We start from the raw sequence: 19,319 nt of genomic DNA, 5'->3' as shown, positions 1-19,319 counted from the left end.
TGTATCCATCAGTCGGTCACGATCGCCGGATCGCTCACGCCCGCCCGGCCGTTCTCGACATGCCCCGCGAACCGCCGCAGAAACCCGGAGTCCGTGCCGGACACGACGGTCAGGTCGTACCAGCGCCCACTCGCCCGAAGCTCCACCCTGTGCCGCACGGTCGCACCCGCCCGCACCTTGAACGAACGAGCCTGCCCCCCGTAGCCGTTGGTGAGCTTCAGGTCGACCGTGCCGGAGCCCTTGTTGGTGAAGGTCAGCTCCACGTCGTCGCCGACGTGGCGTGCGGTGACCTCGGGTCCCGCGGTCTTCCCCGATCCCTTGAAGGCGCGCAGGAAGCCGTTCGGACCGTGCACCGTGAGGTCGTACGAGCCGTTCGAGTATGCCGAGTTCCAGGTGTCCGAGACCGTCCTGCCCGCCTCGGTGGTGTACGTCCAGGGGCCGTCGGTGCGATTTCCGGACGTGACGAGGAACGCGGCGCCGGCCTTGGCGCCCGAGCCGAAGGTGAGGGTGAACTTGCCGGCCGCCGGGTCCGCCGAACCGTCCACGAGGGGCGCGTACTTGAGCGGGCGGGCCGGGCGCAGACCACGTTCCTGCCGGGGCAGCCGCGGGTCGGAGGGCGGGGTCGGCTTGTAGTCGGGGTGCCGTTCGCGGTCCTGCGGCTCGTAGCCGTCGGTGCCCGGCAGCTCGACGGGGCGCGAGTCCTTGCGGGAGAAGTCGAAGGCGGCGGTGAGGTCGCCGCAGACGGCCCGGCGCCACGGCGAGATGTTGGGCTCGCGCACACCGAAGCGGCGCTCCATGAACCGGACGATCGAGGTGTGGTCGAGGGTCTCGGAGCAGACGTAACCGCCCTTGCTCCAGGGCGAGACCACCAGCATCGGCACGCGCGGGCCGAGACCGTAGGGACCGGCCACGCGGTTGGCGTCGCCCTTATAGAGGTCCGGCTCCACGTCCACCGTGGACTTGCCCTGCGCGGCGGAGCGCGGCGGGAGCGGCGGCACGACGTGGTCGAAGAAGCCGTCGTTCTCGTCGTAGGTGATGAACAGCGCCGTCTTCGCCCAGACCGCGGGGTTGGACGTCAGGGCGTCCAGGACCTGGGCTATATACCAGGCGCCGTAGTTCGAGGGCCAGTTGGAGTGCTCGGAGAACGCCTCGGGGGCGGCGATCCAGGAGATCTGCGGCAGCTTGCCCGCCTTGACGTCGGCCTTCAGCTGGTCGAAGTAGCCGTCGCCGTTCTTCACGTCGGTGCCGGTGCGAGCCTTGTCGTACCAGGGGTCGCCGGGCTTGGCGTTGCGGTACTTGTTGAAGTAGAGCAGCGAGTTGTCACCGTAGTTGCCCCGGTACGCGTCCGCGATCCAGCCCCAGGAGCCGGAGGCGTCCAGACCGTCGCCGATGTCCTGGTAGATCTTCCAGGAGATCCCGGCCTCCTCGAGGCGCTCGGGGTACGTGGTCCAGTCGTAGCCGAGCTCGTCGTTACCGAGGACCGGGCCGCCGCCGACGCCGTCGTTGCCGGTGTAACCCGTCCACATGTAGTACCGGTTCGGGTCGGTGGAGCCGATGAACGAGCAGTGGTACGCGTCGCAGACGGTGAAGGTGTCCGCGAGCGCGTAGTGGAACGGGATGTCCTCGCGAGTCAGGTACGCCATGGTGGTGGAGCCCTTCGCGGGGACCCACTTGTCGTACTTGCCGTCGTTGTAGGCGGCATGTCCGTCGGGCCAGCCGTGCGGCAGGCCCTCCAGGAACTGCATGCCGAGGTCGTCGGCCTCCGGGTGGAAGGGCAGCACCTCCTTGGTGCCGTCCGACTGGTGCCAGACCGACTTGCCACTGGGCAGCGTGGACGGGCGCGGGTCACCGAAACCGCGGACACCTCTGAGCGAGCCGAAGTAGTGGTCGAAGGACCGGTTCTCCTGCATCAGGACGACGATGTGCTCGACGTCGTCGATCGTGCCGGACCGGTGATGCGCGGGCAGCGCGGCGGCGCGCTCGATACTGCTCGACAGGGCGGTGAAAGCCGCGGTGCCGCCCGCGAGTTGGAGGAAGCGACGCCGATTCACTGATGACATGGCTGTGTGACCTCGGTCCTGACGGAGTTCGGATGGCCGGTTACTGCTGGAACGTGTGTGAATGGAGTGTTCCAACAGCACCGAACGCCCGGGAAGGCTGCTGTGGCGCCGATGTGAAAGTCGGCGGTACGGGAGGCGAACGACTACGGACGGGTCACCAGCCCGGCGAGCCGGGGGCCGGCCGTCCCTCTGCCCTTGCAGCTTGTGTCGCCCGCGTCCGCGGCGCTCAGGTCTGCCCCAACGGCTCATAGACCTCAGCGTCCAGACCGAACGTCCACGCCACCCCCTGCCTGGCGGTACGGGTCGTCGGCGGGACCCTCAGCCAGTACGTGCGGCTCGTACCGTCCGGCTCCGGTGTGGAGTTGACGACCTCCACCATCACCACGTCCTCGTCACCGACCAGTTCGACGCGCCACAGCACTCCCGTCTCGTCACGATGGACGGGCACCGCCCCGGACTCCTCCAGGTACCGGTCGTAGCCGTAGTACTCCAGCATCACGCGGCGCAGTTCGGCGTTCTCCTCGCCGCGAATCCGCTCGGGAGTCAACGACCTCAGCTCGTCCAGGAACTCACGCGGGACGGGCATTCCGCGCCAGGCGTACAGCTCGAACCCATCGGCGTAGCCGAGAGCCGGGCCGTCCCCTCTGTCGAGGCGTCCCGCTTCGTCGCGGTGGAGGCACAGAGGCCGTTCACTGACGATCGCCACCTTCTCGTAGGGCCACCACCAGCCCGCGTTGCGTGCCACGGCGCCAAGACCGCTCAGGGGGTTCTCGACATCGCCGGTGTCGAACGCACACAGCCATGACGCGTCGTGCTGTCCCAGCACCGCGTCCAGGAGCAGCAGCCGGACCTGTGTCTCCGCGCGCCGGTCGGAGGCCTCTTCCTCGACGACCCCCGACCGGATCCGGTCCGCCAGGGTTCGGGTGGACTCCCAAAGGGCCGCTCCCGTGGCGCGCCAGTGCCCGCTCCAGCCCTCCGGTCCCAGATGCTTGTGGAGACGGTCCCGTTCCGCAGCCCAGGGCTTACTGAGCACTGCGTCGCGGACACACGCACCCGTGTCGCCCAGGTCCGAACCGTCCGCATCCTCCGCCCCCATGAGCATCCGCACTGCCTCACGGGGCGAGCGCGTCCACACGATGCGTGCGGGTTCGGCCAGCCCTGCGCGCCGGTAGGCGAGTCGAACGCCCTCCTCTGCGGCCGCCCGGTCACCCGCTCCCGTCGCCGCTGCCACCGCACGCCAACTGCTCTGATCCATCACGCCGTTCCCCTCCGAAATTCCCCTGCTCCCAGGCGTATCCGCTCGTGTGTACGTCAATCGGCGACTATCCGCACCGAACCCGGGACGTACTCCCGCTGCCGGATCACGCGGTACCAGCCCTTCGGGAGCGTGATCGCCGCATGCTCCTCGTGCACGACGCGCGCGCCGTCCGGAACGTGCAGCAACATCGGGCCGAACACACCGCTCTCCCGGATCAGCCGCCCCGGTCCGACCACCGCATGGGCGTGGCCGGTGACTTCGCCGAGTGCGAGGACGAGCCTGCCGCGGCCGTCGCGCGGTTCGGACGCGGCGTCCCTCGCGTGGTCCGGCACCGCGTCCTGCGCCAATGGCACGATCAGAACGTCTCCCTGCCGATACATGGGTCTCCCTCCCGAGAAGGCACTCGGTGCGCCATGGAAGAGACCGTAGAGGCGAGCACTGACAATCACGTCTCGCCGACCGGGCAACCCCTGTTCGCTGCGTTGTCAGTGGGGCTTGGTAGAACTCCGTTACCTGGATGCGTCGGCGCGCTCCAGGCTCGCAAGCACTACGTCGATCCATCGGCCTCAGCAAGAAGGAGCGGGCGCGCATGACCATCGGTAGCCACCTCGGGGAATTCCACGGCCTGCCGGCCTTCACCTTTCCGAATGCCGACGCCGAGGCTTCCCGTGCGACGTCTCTTCCGTCGCCGGAGTCCGTGGCGTGGCGCATCGCCGTGGACTCCTACGAGAGCGACGAAGAGTGGGAGGACGCCTTCGCACGCTTCCTGAAGGCGGTGGACACCACGCAGGTGCGCGCCCTGATCGTCGGCGCGTGGAGCGACGTGTACGACAGTGCCCCCGACGCGGTGATCGAGGCCCTGGTCGCGGCCCGTGACCGGCTGCCCGCCCTGCGCGGCCTGTTCCTCGCCGACATCGTGATGGAGGAGTGCGAGATCTCGTGGATCGTCCAGGGCGATGTCAGTCCCCTCCTTGATGCGTTCCCCGACTTGGAGGAGTTCGGCGTCCGGGGCGGGAACCAGCTGGTCTTCCCTCCCGTCCGCCATGAGCGGCTGCGCACGTTGACCGTCGAGACCGGCGGCATGCCCGCCGTGGCGGTGCGCGGAATCGCCGGCAGCGACCTGCCGGCCCTGGTCCATCTCGATCTGTGGCTGGGCACGTCCGAATACGGTGGCGACGCCGACCTGGCCGATCTGGAGCCGTTCCTCGCGGGGACCAGGCTTCCCGCGCTCGCCCACCTCGCCCTGCGCAACAGCGAGATACAGGACGACATCTGCGCGGCGCTGGCAGCCGCCCCCGTGGTGGCGCGCCTCGACGTCCTCGACGTCTCCATGGGCGTACTGACCGACGACGGTGCGACGGCGCTGCTGACGGGCCAGCCGCTGACGCATCTCAAGAAGCTGGACCTGCACCACAACTATCTGAGCACGGCCCTGCGCACCCGTCTGCTGGAGACGCTGCAGCCCGCCGGTGTCGAGGTCGACGCCGACCAGGACGACGCGGAGTCCGACGAGGAGGAGGACGGTACGGTCTGGCGCTTCGTCGCGGTGGGTGAGTAGCGCCGTCCGGCCCCCGGCCGGTGGGAGGGGAAGCGGTATGGGCCACGCGGATCCGGGAGGCACAGCGGTGAGGTGGGCGGTCGTCGTCAACGGGGAGAACCGCAGGCTGAGCCTGTTCACCGCGGCTGCGGAGGCGGCGGGCTGCGGCACGCCCCGCGTCGTCGAATGGCGAGACGTGCTCCATGACGGCGGACACGTCTTCGCCGACGACGAGGTGGTCCGCCTGGACTCGCCCGGAGAGAACGCGGAGGTGGACAGGCTGCTGCGCGGCGTCGAGGATCCGACACGCGTGGAGGGTTCCGCGCGCTGGTACGCCGGTTTCCTCGCCTGCGTGGCTTCGCTGCAGGGAGGCATACGTCTCGACGCTCCGGCAGACCTGACCGTGCTCTTCGACAAACGGCTGTGCCATGCCCGCCTCGCCGGCGCGGGCGTACCGGTGCCGCCGTCGCCCACGTCCGGCGGAATCGCAGCCGTGCGGGGCTGGAGCGACGTACGGGATCTCATGCATGAGGCCGGTACGCGGCGTGTCTTCGTCAAGCTCGCCCACGGCTCGTCCGCTTCCGGCGTCCTGGCGATCGAGACGGCCTCTTCCGGCCGGATCCGGGCGACCACGTCGGTGGAGCGCACCGAGGACGGCCGTCTCCACAACTCCCTGCGCATCCGCCGCTACACGGACGAGTCGGAGATCGCCACGATCGTCGACACGCTCGCCCCGGACGGGCTGCACATCGAGCGCTGGCTGCCGAAGGCCTCGCTCGGGAACAGGTCGGCGGACCTGCGCATCGTGGTCGTGGGAGGCAGGGCCACACACGCCGTCGTCCGAACGAGCCGTTCTCCTCTCACCAATCTCCATCTGGGCGGGGCCCGCGGCGACCTCGCGGCCGCGCGGGCGCTGGCCGGTGACCGATGGGCACAAGCCATCGACATCAGCGAGCGCGCCGCGGCCTGCTTCCCCGGCACCCTGTGCGTGGGGGTCGATCTGTTGCCGGCCATCGGCTGGCGGCGGTTCGCCGTCGCGGAGGTGAACGCCTTCGGAGATCTCCTCCCCCGCCTGACCGGCCTTCCGGGCAGCGGCGCGGAGGACCTGGACACATACGCCGCCCAGATCGCCGCGTTCCGGTCCCTCGCCCCCGGCCGCTTTCCCGTACAACCCGCTCCATCGCTCCTCGTTCCGCCAAGGACAGCACATGCCACAGCCTGAACCCGACCGCGAGTCGGCCACGACACCCCCTCCGCCCACCCCGGCCAGGACACTCGACATGAACGAGGTGGTGGGCCGGGACGACCTGCTCCTCCTGACCCTCGACACCCTTCGCTACGACGTGGCGATCGAACTGGCGGCCTCCGGACGCCTGCCGAACCTGGCCGCGTATCTGCCCGGCGGCACCTGGGAGAAGCGGCATGCGCCCGGGAGCTTCACCTACGCCTCGCACCAGGCGATGTTCGCGGGTTTCCTTCCCACTCCGGCGGAGCCCGGTCCGCATCCGCGGTTGTTCGCGGCGCGGTTCGCGGGCAGCGAGACGACGGCGGACGGCACGTATGTCTTCGACGCCCCCAACCTCGTGTCCGCCCTGGCCGATCGCGGCTACCACACCGTGTGCGTCGGCGGCGTCGGCTTCTTCAACAAGCGGGGCGCGCTGGGCGACGTCCTGCCGGGGCTCTTCCAGGAGAGTCACTGGGAGCCGGAGTTCTCCGTGGCCTCCCCGACGTCCTTCGAGGCCCAGGTCGCGTGCGCCGAGAAGGTCGTCGCCGAACTGCCGCCGCAGCAGAAGCTGTTCCTGTTCCTGAACGCGTCCGCGCTGCACCAGCCGAACTGGTTCCACCTGCCCGGGGCCACCAGGGAGACGGGCGACAGCCGGCGCACCCATGCCGCGGCGCTGGAATACATCGACCGTCACGTCGGTCGGCTGTTCAGCGCGATGAGCTCGCGCCGCCGCTGCTTCGCCGTCGTCTGCTCCGACCACGGCACCGCCTACGGAGACGACGGCTACAGCGGCCACCGTCTCGGCCACGAGTCCGTGTGGACCGTGCCCTACAGCCATTTCTTTCTGGAGCCGTCCGCATGACCCTCACCTCCGCGGCGGCCCCGGCCGTCCTGCCGCGTCCCTACCAGAGCTATACCTACGCCTACCCGCACAAGACCGCATACCGGCCGCTCACCCCGCGGCCTCTGCTCAAGGATCTGTGGGAGGGCGAATCCCGGCAGGCGCTCTCGCTGTACCTGCACATTCCGTTCTGCGAGGTCCGTTGCGGCTTCTGCAATCTGTTCACCCGTATCGGAGCCCCCGACGGTCTGACGGGACGGTACCTGGACGCGGTGCGGCGCCAGGCCGCCGCCGTCCGCGAGGCCCTCGGCGAGGACGAGCCCGTACGCTTCGCCAACGCCGCGTTCGGCGGTGGCACACCGACCTATCTGGAGGCCACTGAGCTGGAGCGGCTGTTCGACATCGCCGAGAAGGAGATGGGAGCGGACCTGCGGGCGATACCCCTGTCCGTAGAGGCGTCCCCCGCGACCGCGACGGCCGACCGGCTGGCCGTGCTGGCGCAGCGGGGCACCACCCGTCTCAGCCTCGGGGTGCAGAGCTTCGTGGAGGAGGAGTCCCGTGCCGCCGTACGTCCCCAGCGGCGCTCCGACGTGGAGGCAGCGCTGGGGCGCATCCGCGAGGCAGCGCTACCCGTCCTCAACATCGACCTCATCTATGGCATCGACGGCCAGAGCGCGGCGAGTTGGCGATACTCCCTCGACGCGGCCCTCGCCTGGCAGCCCGAGGAGATCTACCTCTATCCCCTCTACATCCGCCCGTTCACCGGTCTCGGCCGCCACGCCGACCCACAGGCGGCCGACCGGCAGTGGGACGAGGAACGCCTGCGCCGCTACCGGGAGGGACGCGACCATCTGCTGTCCCAGGGCTACGAACAGGTGTCCATGCGGATGTTCCGGCGCGTGGACGCGCCGCCGCAGGGACCGGACGACTACGCCTGCCAGACCGACGGCATGATCGGCCTGGGCTGCGGTGCGCGCTCGTACACCTCCACGCTGCACTACTCCTTCGACTACGCCGTGTCGATGCGGGAGATCCGCGGCATCATCGACGACTACACCGCCACCGAGGACTTCTCCCGCGCACTGCACGGACGACGGGTCGACCAGGACGAAGCAAGGCGCCGGCATCTGCTGCAGTCCCTTCTCCAGGTCGAGGGCCTGGCCGTCGCGGACTACCGCCTCCGCTTCGGGTCCGACCCGCACGGCGACTTCGGCGCGGAGCTGGACACCCTCGCTGCCCGCGGCTGGCTCGAAGAGTCCGGGGCGGGGCGGCTACTTCTCTCTCCGGAGGGACTCGCCCACTCGGACGCGATCGGCCCTGACTTCTTCTCGCCGGCCGTGCGGGATGCCATGGCCGCCTACGAGATGAAGTGAAGGCCTCCGTGGACCTGACGATTCTGTACCGCGGCCCTCTCTCTTCCTGCGATTACGACTGCCCGTACTGCCCGTTCGCGAAGCGGCGCGACACCACCGCACAACTGCGAGCCGACCGAGCGGCCCTTGAACGGTTCACCGCGTGGGCGCGCGAGCAGAGGGAGGAAAACCTCTCGGTGCTCTTCACGCCGTGGGGAGAGGGCCTGGTCCGCTCCTGGTACCGCCGCACCCTGGTGGAGCTGTCGCACCAGCCACACGTCCGACGGGTCGCCGTCCAGACCAACCTGAGCTGCCGCACCGACTGGCTGGAGGACGCGGACCTCGACACCGTCGCACTGTGGTGCACGTATCACCCCGGGCAGACGCCCTACGAGCGATTCCTGGCCAAGACGCACCGCCTGTCCGCCATGGGAGTGCGCCACAGCGTCGGGATCGTCGGTGTGCCCGAGCATGTGGAGCACGCACGCCGGCTGCGTACGGAACTGCCGGAGCACGTGTATCTGTGGGTGAACGCCGCCGAGGGCCACACGTACACGGACGAGCAGGCCGCCGAGTGGACCGCGCTGGACCCGCTCTTTCCGTACAGCCGGCACCCGCACCGCTCGGCCGGCATGCCGTGCCGGACCGGTGAGTCGGTCATCTCCGTGGACGGTGAGGGAACGGTCCGGCGCTGTCACTTCGTACGGACCGAGTTGGGCAATCTCTACGACGGCTCCTACCGTGCCGCGCTTGCTCCGCGTGCCTGCCCTTTGGCCGTATGCGACTGCCACATCGGATACGTGCACCTGGAGACCCTGCCGCTGTACGACGTCTTCGCGGGCGGCGTCCTGGAACGCGTGCCGGCGGGTGCCGTAGAAGGAGTCAGTCGGCGCTCGTAGCGGATGGGCACGCCTCGCTGGTGCCTTTGGTGTGCCAGGCGTCGGGAACTGTCACGGTCACTCTCATCGATGCGGTGTCGGTGTCCGGGGCTTCGAGGAGGCGGGCCTCGGCGACTGTGCAGATCAGTTGGGTGATGGCCGTTTCGGTCAGTGGCCCGGTGCCCCAGGGCAGTTCGATCGACACCCGCTCGCCGCCCCCGCCGTCCGTCCGGACCGTGGGTCCGACCGTCAGCAGGGGAAGCTCGGTGGTCACGCCCTTACGGCGTTCCAGGACGTCCGGGCCCCGGAACACCATGTCCACAGCCGTCTCGATGCCGAACTGGCCGGTGGCCTGGCGGCGGACGGGGAGCAGAGTGCCCTCGCTGACGAAGTAGAGAACGTGGGCCGGGCGGATGCCGGTGGCCGGCTCTCCGGCCTCCACCACACCGGTCTCGGGGATACCGCAGGAGGAGAGCAGGAGGGCCGTCGTGAACAGCAGCGCGGGCCGGAACCACTGGCGTGCGGAGCTCATGACTCCCCCCGTTCCAGAGGTCGTTGCAGGGGGATCTCGACCGTGAACACGGCGCCGCCCTCCGCACGGTTCGCCGCCCGGACCGTGCCGCCGTGCAGGTGGACGTTCTCGGCCGTGATCGAGAGCCCGAGGCCACTGCCCTCCGTTCTGGTCCGGGCGGTGTCCGACTTGTAGAAGCGGTCGAAGACGTGCGGCAGGACGTCGGCGGGAATGCCCGGCCCACTGTCCAGCACCTCGATGACCGCCCACCTCGCTTCGTCCACGTCCGTCATCTCCCTTGTGTACAGGCACAGTTGCACGGGGCACGCCCCGTGCCGGAGCGCGTTGCCGACGAGGTTCGCGACGACCACGTCAAGGCGGCGCGGGTCGACCCGGCCGCGCAGTTCGCCGGGCTCGGGGAGCCGGGTGTCCACCGTGGCCGACCAGGCGCGGGCGACGAGGGTGCGCCGGAGGGACTCGGCGAGGTCGATGTCGTCGAGTTGCAGGCCGACCGCGCCCGCGTCGAAGCGGGAGATCTCCATCAGGTCGTCCACCAGGCGGGCCAACTTCACGGTTTCCTCACTGATGAGCCGTACGGCCGTGGCGGTGTCCGGGGCAAGCCGGGCCGCGTCCTCGTCGAGGATGTCGGTGACCGCCGACATCGCCGCCAGCGGGGTGCGCAGCTCGTGCGACACATCCGCGACGAAGCGGCGGGCGCGGGCCCCCATGCGGCGCAGCTCGGCCACGGACTCCTCCAGCGCGGCGGCGGTCTCGTTGAAGGTGTGCGAAAGGTCGGCGAGTTCGTCGGAGCCGTTGATGGCGAGCCGGGTGTCCAGGTGGCCCTCGGCGATCCTGCGGGTGGCGCGGCGCAACTCCCTTACCGGGCGCAGCACACCCCGGGCGGCCAGCAGGGCGAGCAGGACGGCCAGGCCCAGCGCGGGCACGACGGCGCGCCCGATGGCGGCGACCAGGGCATCGACGTACCCCTGTTCGACGGTCTGCCGCACGGTCAGGAAGACCGCGACCCCGGACGCCGGGTGCTCGCTGGGGCTCTCGAGGGTGACCGGCAGGCCGACGACGAGCGAGGAGCGGTCGTCCGTCGACACCCGCTGGAAGACGGCGGCCCGGCGGGAGCCCACGGCCGACCGCATGGCGGGCGTCAGCTCGGTGAACCTGTCCTGCGGCGTGGAGGTGGCGCGCAGCTCGCGATAGGTGACCAGTACGCGCCAGTTCTGCGCCGGTTCGGCGCGGGCCACCTCTGCGGCGACCCACTCCAGGTCGGCCCGGCTCGGCGGATAAGTGATGCCCGCGGCAACGGCGTTGACGTGATACCGGAATCTTTTGATCACGGTGTCCTGGCCCTGCTGGAGCACCCCGGTGCGGGCTTCCCTGAAGGTCAGGGCTCCCGTGGTCAGGGTGGCGACGGCGGCGACGAGGACGAACGCCACGAGGAGCCGGCCGCGCAGACCACGCAGCGGTGGCTTCACCGGGACTGGAACCGGTAACCGAAGCCGCGCACGGTCTGGATGTAGCGCGGCTGCCCCGCCGGCTCGCCCATCTTGGTGCGCAGCCGCTTGACGCAGGCGTCCACCAGCCGTGAGTCACCGTGATAGCTGTGCTCCCAGACCGCCTCCAGCAGTTGCCGGGCGACTCCGGTGTACGTCGACTACGTGGACGCCTACCGGGCGCTGATCATCAACCACGAGGTCGGCCACTTCCTCGGCCACGGCCATGTGACCTGCCCCGGCGCGGGCAAGCCTGCCCCGGCGATGATGCAGCAGATCAAGGGGATGCACGGCTGCACCCCCAACGTCTGGCCGTACGACACGAAGGGCCGACTCCTTACCGGACCTGCCGTGCCTTGACCGGCCGTGGACGGGGGCGAGGTCGAGTCAGACGGTGTCGGTGGGTGCCGCGCACCCATGCCACGGACGGGGTCCCGCGGGGCTACCGTCGGCTCCGTACCAGCAGATACAGGAAGTACGGCGTGCCGATCACCGCCGTCATCAGGCCGGCGCCGAGCGGGGAGGGGGCGATGACCGTGCGGCCGAGCAGGCCGCCGGGCGTAGGAGTACATGTCCTTGCCGCCGGCCGGCACGGCCGCCCTGCTGCCATACGACGAGCAGGCGGCGCGAGCAGCGGCCGACGCCTTCCTCATCACGGGTGAACCAGGCGCCTTCGCCGGAGCGACACCGTGCTCAGCATGTTTGTCGCCGACACCGCCTGATGCGGAAGCTCCCGGTTACTGTCACGCCTAATTACTCGCCGGCGAGCTCGCCCGGCGACGCACTCATCTCGCTCGAACCCGTTTACGTGGCAAGGTGTTTACGGAGTCCTGGAATCCGGTCGAGCCTGTACGGATCACAAAGATGACACATGGTCACGCTGGGGGCATGCCTGGCCATAGGTGGCGGTGCTGCATTCCATCGCGTACAGAGGGTGGAGGAATGGAAACGGCGGCGAACACCTACCACAACTTCGCATTCGTACCCGCTTTCGGTGAGGGAGATCCGATGGGGAAACCTTCCGAAGAATCCTGAGCCGGAACTCTTTACGGCGAAGCCAGACAGCGGTACACCGTGAGCCCTGAAAGGGAATTCCGCCGGGCGATCGGCCACGACACCGGCACGGGGTAGGGGGAAGCCTTGGACGGTTTCACCATCGCAGGGCTCGTCATGGGGCGGACGGTCACAGAGGGGGTTGTCCATGTCCGACCCGGCGGCTGTGCAGGCGTTTCTTAGTGGTGTCCAGCTCTACGAACAGACCAACGACATCGCGACACTCGACTACGCCATCAGCGCAGGGCGGATGGTTGTCTCCACGGAACAGGACATCGAGGCGTGGCGCGCGATGATCACAGTGCTCGGCCAGGCTCTGCTGCGCCGGTACGAGGCGACCAATGACCGAGGCGCCTTGGCCGAGTCGGCCCAAGCGTTACGCACTGTCTGCCACAACCTGCCGGCTGGGCACAAGACGCGCCCGCATGCCCTGCTGACCCTCGGCCGGGCACTGCGGGAGGCTGCGATCAACGAGGGGCGGATGGATATCGCGGACGAGGCGATCTACTGGTTCGAACAGTGCGCGGCGATACCGTCCGACGTCCGCTCCGATGCCTACGTGGGGCTGTCCACCTGTCTCCGATTCAAGGCCGACCGCAACGGCGACCCTGTGTTGCTGCAGCACGCGGCCGGAGCGGCCCGGCACGCGGTCGGCTTCGCCCAGAACCCGATGCTGCGGGGGAGGAACCTGCTACACCTGGCCGGGCTACTGGCGCTCGTGCATCGGAAAACGGGGCACCCCGACGTCATCAGGGAAGCGGTCGCAGCGTCCGAGGAGGCGGTACGACTGAGCCCGGATGAGCGAGAACAGCGGAGCCGCAAGAAGATCGCGGCGGCACTCCAGGTGCAGGCGGATCTCGGAGGGTGGCCCGAATGACCGACGACCATGAGCCCGTGGACTACGCGCTCACCGCCCTGCCGCCCCAATCCGCAACACTCACCAACCACGACGGTGAAACCATCGCCCGCTTCCGCTGTCCTCGCTGCCAGGGAAGAACCGCGCAGCTCGTCACCGATGTCCTCCCGGGCAAGGGCGTCCTCCCGTGGACCCGGGCGGCCGCCCCGGCCGTGCCGGGGCCCAACCTCGTCGAATGCCAGTGCGGGCAACCCCATTCCGGGCGCCCGGAGAACGCCACAACGTGGGGCTGTGGCGGCTACTGGAACGAACTCACCGCCGATGGCTGACGCCAACGCAGACGGCCCGGAGCTCGCCTACCCGACCGTCGACGACCTTCGCTGGGCCCGCCTGGCCCGGGAGCTGCCGTTCGAGGAACTGGACGCCGTACGCCGTCAAGCCGAGCAGTGGCGCAACGCCATCGGCGGTGCGACCGCCCTGTTCGGCATCGCCGCCCTGGTGCGCGGGCGCAACGATCTGACCACGGTCCCGGCCGGGTGGCGCACCGCGACCGCGCTCGTGCTGGGGGCCGCGTTCCTGGCCCTCCTCGTTGCGTTCGCCGTCGCCGCCTACGCGTCGTTCGGTCGGCCCGGCGTCCGCGTCCGCGTCCAGGTGAACGGTGCCGCCTACCGCAGGTGGAGCGCGGCGCGAGCCCGGCAGATCGGCAGGCTCGTCCCGATCGCCGCCGCATCCGCCGGGCTGGGAGTCGTTCTCACCGCGGTGGCGGTCGGCCTGACCTGGTTCGCCCCGGCCGCCGCCGAAAGACCCCAGCAGTACGCCGTGCGCAGCACCGGCGGCGACGTATGCGGCGAGCTGGTCGGCGTGGAGAACGGCCAGTTGATGCTGCTCATCGGGACCGGCAGTGGTGCGGGGTCGTGGACCGTGCCGCTGGCCCAGGTGAGCCACATCGGCAAGGTGGTGAAGTGTTGACCGATACGGGCGGACGACCCGACCTGGCCTTCGCGATCGGCATCACCGAGTACGACCGCCCGGACGTCGCCGACCTGCCGTCCGGAGCGAAGGAGATCCGCCGGGTGTTCGATGCGCTGGCGAGCGGCGGTTTCGTAGTCGACCCTGAGCCGCTGATCGGCCGCGCGGATCGAGACGCGACCCTTGCCCATCTGGCAAAGGTCGACAAGCCCGCCCGCCGGCTGCTCGTCTACTGGAGCGGTCACGGTGTCTCCGACGACACCGGGTCGTGGCTGTTCACCAGTGAGACGGATCCGGACGACCCCGGCGGCACCGGCGCCCTCGACTCCCGTACGGTGGCGACCGTCCTCGGTGCTCTCTATCAGGCATCGCAGGTCGTCATGCTGCTTGACTGCTGCGGCTCCGGAGACGCGGCCCTCGATATCGCCACGGCGATCACCCTGTCCCCGCCACCGGACCTCCCGGCTCATCACACACCGCCGGCGGTGTCGCTGATCAGCGCCACGTACGGCGGCGACGAGGCGCGGCCGATGTTCTTCGCCAACGCGATCGCGGACGCGCTGACCAGCGGGCCACCGTCCATGCTGTGGCCGGCGCAGAAGAGCGAGATCTCACCGCAGGAACTCGCCGAAGCCGCGTCCGCCTGGCTGCGCACCAATCTGGTCTCCCGCAGCCAGCGTGCGCGCGGCGTCGGAGTCTCGTCCGGGACGGGGTTCTTTGCCAACCCCGCCTACGACCCCAACACGCGGGACGTGCTGATCGGATCGGATCTGTCGATCCGGCGGGGCACGGTCCTCGACGACGTGCGCAGCTGGCACCGTTCGGCCAGTCGCGGGCTGTTCCTGCTGACCGGGTCCATGGGCACAGGGAAATCCACGGTCGTCAACCAGTTGGTCGAGGAGCACGCAGACGACGTTGCCTGGACCAAGATTGCCTTGACCAAGATGGATCTCCGGTCGGTCACCGCCGAACTCGCCTTGCGCCTCCAATTGAACGGCGCGGGCGAGCTGTTGCCGGAGACTCTCATCGAGACGTACAGCGGCACAGGGCAGCGCGGAAATCTCGCTTTCGACTCGTTGGACGAGGCGGAGCCGGAGAGCGGACTGGAGATCGTCCGGCGGCTGCTGCTGCCCTTGGCCGCACTGCCGGGCGTGCACGTACTGGTCTCTCATCGAGCCGTCACAGGGCAAACCGGCCGCCCGGACGGGGTGGCCGAGCTGCAGGCGGCAGCGACCGGACACAGCGATCTCGATGCCGACCCGACGGCGGAACGGGAGATCCGGCGGCTCGCCACGCGCATTCTCGAGGCGACGCCCCATTCGCCGTACCGCCGGGACGCCGATCTGGCTCGCCGGATCGCCGCCGTGATCGCCGCCCGCAGCGGTGGCATCTTCTACCTGGCCGCCTACGTGGCCCACCGCCTTGCCCGGGAGTCGTCGATCTACGAGCCTGACGACGAGGAACTGGCCGAGATGCTGACCGCCGGCATCGGCGGCGCCATATCCCGGGACTTCCGGGAACGAGGCGTGGACGCGGACCGGCTCCTGGACGTGCTGACGCCGCTGACCTGGGCCGCCGGAACCGGAGTGCCTGTCCATGACGTCTGGCCGGCGATGGTGAACGCGTTGCGTCCCCATGGCAGCCCGGCTCTCACCAAGGGCGACATCCGCAACTTGCTCGGCGAGATAGGCGAGTTCGTGACCGGTGTGCCGTCCGGTCCTGACGCGGCGCCCGGCGACCACGTCTACCGGCTCAGGCACCTGGCCATCGCCGAGTACCTGCGCGCGCGTGCGGGCCGGACCGACGAGGAGGCACACCAGCTCATCGCCGCGGCGCTGAAACCGGCGATCGGCGAGTGGCCGGCGGCACCCCCGTACGTGCTCGACCACTTGGTCGAGCACGCCGACCGTGGGGGCACACTGCTCGATCTGTTCGCCGACCCTGACTTCATGGTCTTCTCCGAGCCGCGCCGCACCCTCGCAGCCGTCACCCGGGCCGAACGGAGCAATCGGCGGTCACCGACCCTGGATCTGTATCTGCGTGCCGCCGCCCGACTCGCCGACAACCCGATCGACATGCGAGTGTTCCTGCTTCAATCACTGCGCCGAGAAGGACGCCGGACCGACGCGCCGGAGGGCCGCCGCTTCTCGGTGAGCGCACCGTGCCGCACCCGATGGACCACCGCGTCAAGCCCGTCGAGCCACCGGCTCATCCGGATCGGTCCGGAGAGACTGGACGGGTTCACGGCGATCCGGACCGCGAGTGGCTCGCGTCTGGTCACCGCCAGCAAGACGCCCAGGACAGGCGGGAGCACGGCCGAGTCCGGCATCGAGGTGTGGGATCCCTCGTTCACCGCGCCGTTGCAGGTCCTGCGTGGACGCGCGGGCAAGGAGATCACCGCGATGGCCGCAGCCCCGTATCAGCAGGAGGACGAGATGCTGGTCGTGGCGTACGGCCGGCGTAACAACCTGTTGGAGGCACGGCTGATCGGCGGAGACCGTGTGCTGTGGACCCGGCACGACGTAGAGGCGTACGAGTTGTCCTGCGTGTGGGCCGGCGGCTCCTGGGCGGTTGCCGCCACGGATCTCTCCCACGTACGGCTGTTCCGGGCGAGCGACGGTCATCCGCTCGGCGCGATCGGCGGCGCCGGCGGCTACCCGAAGTCGGTGATCGGATTCCACACCAGGGGCATCAACGTCATCTGCGTCGTCACCGACTGGGAGCTGACGTTCTGGGACGCCGCCGGATTGCGCCACCTCGGCCTGGTCCGGCTCGGCCGACCCTGGAGCGTCGCCACCGTGGTCCATCACGATCAGGCTCCGATGATCGTCGGTGGGCGTGATGACGGCCGCCTCGAACTGCGCGACGCCGCCACTGGGCTGTCGATCGCCGTGGCGGCCGACGATCTGGGTGACATCGCGGACCGCATGATCGGCCTGGGTTCATCGGTGGCCGTGGCGGCGGGGGCCGAGGTGTCGTGGTGGCGGACCCAGCCGATCGAGCGCGCGTTCCGCTACAACGGGCATGCCGCCAGAGTTGCCGGCCTCGGTGTCGTCCGGGACGAGACCGGCCACGAGTACATCGCCAGCGCCGCGGAGGATGGCTCCGTCCGGGTGTGGACCGACACCAGGTCCATACGTTGGGACAGATGGGACTCCGATCCGATCACGGGCGACTTCGAGCGCGTCCATGCCGCGCGCGTCGGTGGCCGGGCGGTCATCCTCGTCGAGGATGCACTCTCCTTCGTGCTCGTGGACCAGGACGACGGAAGCTTCCTGAGCCGGACCGACAAGAAGCACTTCCGCAGCCAGGCGGAGAGTATGAGCTCGGATCTGGACCGGTATGACGTCTGGGCGGTCGCCCTGCTCGGAAACGACTCCGTCGCGGTCGCCGGTCAGCACCAGGGCGCCCAGGTGATGTGGAGTGTCGACAACCTGACCGACTACGCGTTGCCGACGCCCGGCGCCCCATACGACCGCGATGCCCGCGCGCTGGTGCATACTCCCGGCGGGCCGCTGCTCGTCAGCGGTGGCGGCCGGCACCCGGTCGGCGTCTTCCGGGTCACCGGCGGCCTGCAATGCTGGCTCGACTGCCCCGCGGGCAGCTCGCCGCAGTCGGCTGTAGCCGCCGCAGGCAGCGACCTTGTCCTTGTGCAGCTGCCAGACGGTGATCTTGTGGTGCACGACCCGGTCGACGGTAAAGCCCGCGCGCGGATACCGCTCGGAAATCCGGACAGTCCTTTCCAGGTTCCTCTCGAATCCCCCAGAAATTGCACCGCAACGGCCAGGACTCACAGCGCAATCACAGCCGATTGGGGAAATCACAGCTCCTGAATTAGTGTCAGGTACCGCAGCTTCGGCCGTGTTCGCGCCCATGGGGCGCTCCTCACTGTCGCAGATGGCCGACCGCGGCATCCGATCAGGATCCGGGTGCTCGGTGGTGGCCTGTCCACTTCCCATACTTGCACGGACCGCGTCCGTGGAACGGCCCACCGGATCTGTTCATGAGCTCGAGATGTCGGATGGGTCGACCTGCGGGCTGGGCGGCCAAGGGGGTTCGCGATTGCAGCAGTCCCGGTTGCCTTGTTCACGGCGTCAGCAGGTGAGGCGACGGGGGTGCCGCCGCCGGCTCCGGCACGGGATTTACGTGACTGATCGGCGCCGTCCGGGGCACCCGGCAGGTAGCGACGCAGCCACCGGGATCACGTGTGGTTCGTCGTCCACCGGCAGGGGTAGACAGATGCTCGCATTCGTGGCAGCCGCACTCTTCGTCATCGCCTTCATCATCCGTGTCACCGAGACGTCGACCCAGGTGATCTTCAACCCGACGAGCCTCATGCTTGCCGGGCTTGCTTTCCTCGCCGTGCACTCGGCCGGCGTGGGCTCTGGCTGGTCATCCCGGGGAAGCGGACGTCGGCGCTGAGGAAGCGATGCGCTCCATCCTCGTGCCGGCGGATCCGAACGTGGAGCGGCCGGGTATTGCACGTCAGCGGGGCTGAGTTGCACCCTGATCAGGCGATCACCGCCTGCAGTCCGTGGCTGTCCCCATCTCGCGGAGGAGCGATGGGGCGGAGTCCTTGCCCCTGCCCGCCTCGCGACTAGAGCACGCGGTCGCTGGTCTGCGGCGTGTCCTCGTCCAGCAGGTGCACGTCGTTGACGGCGATGTTCACCTCGACGACTTCCAGGCCCGTCATCCGTTCCACCGCCGCGATCACGTTCTCGCGAACCTCTGCGCCGACCTCGCGGATGCTGACCCCGTATTCGACGACGACCTGGAGGTCGATGGCGGTCTGTTTCTCGCCGACCTCGACCTTGACGCCGCGTCCCGCGCTCGCGTGCCCGCCCGGGACCCGGTCTCGCATGGCTCCCATGGTGCGGGTGAATCCGCCGCCCAGTGCGTTGATCCCGGCGACCTCGCGTGCGGCGATGCCGGCGATCTTTTCCACCACCCCGTCCGCGATGGTCGTCCGGCCGCGGCTCTCCGGCAGTTCCTGAGGCCCGGGCCGTGCGGCCTGCAGCATTGTGCCCAGTTCGGTGCTCGGCTCGTCGGGATCGGGCTTCTGCAGGGTTGGACTGTTCGGCTCCGTCATGCGAAGCCACCTCCTCGCGCAGTCGACCGACTGCCATACGTGAGCGGCTGTTGGCCGCCGCTTTCGTGCTGCTAGGGCCTGTCCGGCGGATCAGGTCGGAGGGAAGCGGCGGTGCCTTGTCGGCGCAGGTGAGCGGGGTCTGGTGCGTCGAGCTGCAAGGCGGAGGAGGGCGTCGACGCGATGGG

General features: G+C 69.4%; 16 protein-coding genes and 3 pseudogenes. 11 read left to right on the top strand and 8 right to left on the bottom strand.

Annotation, left to right across the window (positions count from 1 at the left end):
• Window positions 1–8: 8 nt before the first annotated feature.
• The 3 genes from ACX28W_RS23555 to ACX28W_RS23545 form a co-directional block, all read right to left on the bottom strand.
• Window positions 9–2,060, bottom strand: a complete 2,052-nt coding sequence (locus ACX28W_RS23555; protein WP_459001226.1) for a phosphocholine-specific phospholipase C — start codon at window positions 2,058–2,060, stop codon at window positions 9–11.
• 226 nt (window positions 2,061–2,286) lie between these two features.
• Complete coding sequence (locus ACX28W_RS23550) at window positions 2,287–3,315, bottom strand: DUF6745 domain-containing protein (protein WP_459001224.1); 1,029 nt, start codon at window positions 3,313–3,315, stop codon at window positions 2,287–2,289.
• A 56-nt stretch (window positions 3,316–3,371) separates the two neighbouring features.
• Window positions 3,372–3,698, bottom strand: a complete 327-nt coding sequence (locus tag ACX28W_RS23545) for a hypothetical protein (RefSeq protein ID WP_459001223.1) — start codon at window positions 3,696–3,698, stop codon at window positions 3,372–3,374.
• Between the two features lie 209 nt (window positions 3,699–3,907).
• Here ACX28W_RS23545 and ACX28W_RS23540 point away from each other — a divergent pair, with 209 nt between their 5' ends.
• From ACX28W_RS23540 to ACX28W_RS23520, 5 genes are read left to right on the top strand one after another with little or no spacing between them, the layout of a single operon-like run.
• Window positions 3,908–4,876, top strand: a complete 969-nt coding sequence (locus tag ACX28W_RS23540; protein ID WP_459001222.1) for an STM4015 family protein — start codon at window positions 3,908–3,910, stop codon at window positions 4,874–4,876.
• 37 nt (window positions 4,877–4,913) lie between these two features.
• Window positions 4,914–6,077 (top strand): STM4014 family protein, encoded by a 1,164-nt coding sequence (locus ACX28W_RS23535; protein ID WP_459001221.1) that lies wholly within the window; start codon window positions 4,914–4,916, stop codon window positions 6,075–6,077.
• Window positions 6,078–6,135: 58 nt separating this feature from the next.
• Window positions 6,136–6,942, top strand: coding sequence for an STM4013/SEN3800 family hydrolase (locus tag ACX28W_RS23530; RefSeq protein WP_459001351.1), 807 nt, complete (start codon window positions 6,136–6,138; stop codon window positions 6,940–6,942).
• Window positions 6,939–8,294, top strand: a complete 1,356-nt coding sequence (locus tag ACX28W_RS23525) for an STM4012 family radical SAM protein (RefSeq protein WP_459001220.1) — start codon at window positions 6,939–6,941, stop codon at window positions 8,292–8,294. Before ACX28W_RS23530 ends, ACX28W_RS23525 begins: the two co-directional genes overlap by 4 nt.
• Window positions 8,295–8,302: 8 nt before the next feature.
• Window positions 8,303–9,172, top strand: a complete 870-nt coding sequence (locus tag ACX28W_RS23520; protein ID WP_459001219.1) for an STM4011 family radical SAM protein — start codon at window positions 8,303–8,305, stop codon at window positions 9,170–9,172.
• On the opposite strand, the gene ACX28W_RS23515 is transcribed toward ACX28W_RS23520, so the two are convergent.
• The 3 genes and pseudogenes from ACX28W_RS23515 to ACX28W_RS23505 form a co-directional block, all read right to left on the bottom strand.
• Window positions 9,156–9,683 carry a hypothetical protein gene (locus ACX28W_RS23515; RefSeq protein WP_459001217.1) on the bottom strand — a complete coding sequence of 176 codons (528 nt, stop codon included), beginning with the start codon at window positions 9,681–9,683 and terminating at the stop codon, window positions 9,156–9,158. The genes ACX28W_RS23520 and ACX28W_RS23515 overlap by 17 nt on opposite strands.
• Entirely contained in the window at window positions 9,680–11,149 is a 1,470-nt protein-coding gene (locus ACX28W_RS23510) for a sensor histidine kinase (RefSeq protein WP_459001215.1), read from the bottom strand. The genes ACX28W_RS23515 and ACX28W_RS23510 overlap by 4 nt, the downstream gene beginning before the upstream one ends.
• Window positions 11,146–11,307 (bottom strand): annotated as a pseudogene (locus ACX28W_RS23505) (winged helix-turn-helix domain-containing protein); the annotation flags it as partial. The gene ACX28W_RS23510 and the pseudogene ACX28W_RS23505, both read right to left, overlap by 4 nt.
• 1 nt (window position 11,308) lies before the next feature.
• Here ACX28W_RS23505 and ACX28W_RS23500 point away from each other — a divergent pair.
• Window positions 11,309–11,527: pseudogene (locus ACX28W_RS23500) on the top strand (DUF3152 domain-containing protein); the annotation flags it as partial.
• 82 nt (window positions 11,528–11,609) lie between these two features.
• Here ACX28W_RS23500 and ACX28W_RS23495 read toward each other — a convergent pair.
• Window positions 11,610–11,720, bottom strand: a pseudogene (locus tag ACX28W_RS23495) (iron chelate uptake ABC transporter family permease subunit); the annotation flags it as partial.
• A gap of 648 nt (window positions 11,721–12,368) precedes the next feature.
• On the opposite strand from ACX28W_RS23495, the gene ACX28W_RS23490 reads away from it, so the two are divergent.
• The 5 genes from ACX28W_RS23490 to ACX28W_RS23470 all read left to right on the top strand — a co-directional run bounded on the left by ACX28W_RS23490 (window position 12,369) and on the right by ACX28W_RS23470 (window position 18,467).
• Entirely contained in the window at window positions 12,369–13,097 is a 729-nt protein-coding gene (locus tag ACX28W_RS23490; protein ID WP_459001212.1) for a hypothetical protein, read from the top strand.
• A complete protein-coding gene (locus tag ACX28W_RS23485; RefSeq protein WP_459001211.1) occupies window positions 13,094–13,405 on the top strand; it encodes a hypothetical protein in 312 nt (103 codons plus the stop codon). Before ACX28W_RS23490 ends, ACX28W_RS23485 begins: the two co-directional genes overlap by 4 nt.
• Window positions 13,398–14,045 (top strand): hypothetical protein, encoded by a 648-nt coding sequence (locus ACX28W_RS23480; protein WP_459001209.1) that lies wholly within the window; start codon window positions 13,398–13,400, stop codon window positions 14,043–14,045. Before ACX28W_RS23485 ends, ACX28W_RS23480 begins: the two co-directional genes overlap by 8 nt.
• Window positions 14,042–17,878: a hypothetical protein gene (locus ACX28W_RS23475; RefSeq protein WP_459001208.1), complete on the top strand. Its 3,837-nt coding sequence runs from the start codon at window positions 14,042–14,044 to the stop codon at window positions 17,876–17,878. The genes ACX28W_RS23480 and ACX28W_RS23475 overlap by 4 nt, the downstream gene beginning before the upstream one ends.
• A 418-nt stretch (window positions 17,879–18,296) precedes the next feature.
• Entirely contained in the window at window positions 18,297–18,467 is a 171-nt protein-coding gene (locus tag ACX28W_RS23470; RefSeq protein WP_459001206.1) for a hypothetical protein, read from the top strand.
• A gap of 175 nt (window positions 18,468–18,642) precedes the next feature.
• On the opposite strand, the gene ACX28W_RS23465 is transcribed toward ACX28W_RS23470, so the two are convergent.
• Window positions 18,643–19,134, bottom strand: coding sequence for an Asp23/Gls24 family envelope stress response protein (locus ACX28W_RS23465; protein WP_459001204.1), 492 nt, complete (start codon window positions 19,132–19,134; stop codon window positions 18,643–18,645).
• Window positions 19,135–19,319: the final 185 nt, after the last annotated feature.

This window comes from Streptomyces sp. SD15 (assembly GCF_054462255.1).
The sequence above is the reverse complement of the archived record's forward strand: the minus strand, read 5'-3'. Positions and strand labels throughout refer to the sequence as shown.

What these genes read in the sequence shown, in the direction of transcription:
- ACX28W_RS23555 (WP_459001226.1), bottom strand. Translation starts at nt 2,060, where the DNA reads ATGTCATCAGTGAATCGGCGTCGCTTCCTCCAACTCGCGGGCGGCACC.
- ACX28W_RS23550 (WP_459001224.1), bottom strand. Translation starts at nt 3,315, where the DNA reads ATGGATCAGAGCAGTTGGCGTGCGGTGGCAGCGGCGACGGGAGCGGGT.
- ACX28W_RS23545 (WP_459001223.1), bottom strand. Translation starts at nt 3,698, where the DNA reads ATGTATCGGCAGGGAGACGTTCTGATCGTGCCATTGGCGCAGGACGCG.
- ACX28W_RS23540 (WP_459001222.1), top strand. Translation starts at nt 3,908, where the DNA reads ATGACCATCGGTAGCCACCTCGGGGAATTCCACGGCCTGCCGGCCTTC.
- ACX28W_RS23535 (WP_459001221.1), top strand. Translation starts at nt 4,914, where the DNA reads ATGGGCCACGCGGATCCGGGAGGCACAGCGGTGAGGTGGGCGGTCGTC.
- ACX28W_RS23530 (WP_459001351.1), top strand. Translation starts at nt 6,136, where the DNA reads ATGAACGAGGTGGTGGGCCGGGACGACCTGCTCCTCCTGACCCTCGAC.
- ACX28W_RS23525 (WP_459001220.1), top strand. Translation starts at nt 6,939, where the DNA reads ATGACCCTCACCTCCGCGGCGGCCCCGGCCGTCCTGCCGCGTCCCTAC.
- ACX28W_RS23515 (WP_459001217.1), bottom strand. Translation starts at nt 9,683, where the DNA reads ATGAGCTCCGCACGCCAGTGGTTCCGGCCCGCGCTGCTGTTCACGACG.
- ACX28W_RS23490 (WP_459001212.1), top strand. Translation starts at nt 12,369, where the DNA reads ATGTCCGACCCGGCGGCTGTGCAGGCGTTTCTTAGTGGTGTCCAGCTC.
- ACX28W_RS23485 (WP_459001211.1), top strand. Translation starts at nt 13,094, where the DNA reads ATGACCGACGACCATGAGCCCGTGGACTACGCGCTCACCGCCCTGCCG.
- ACX28W_RS23480 (WP_459001209.1), top strand. Translation starts at nt 13,398, where the DNA reads ATGGCTGACGCCAACGCAGACGGCCCGGAGCTCGCCTACCCGACCGTC.
- ACX28W_RS23465 (WP_459001204.1), bottom strand. Translation starts at nt 19,134, where the DNA reads ATGACGGAGCCGAACAGTCCAACCCTGCAGAAGCCCGATCCCGACGAG.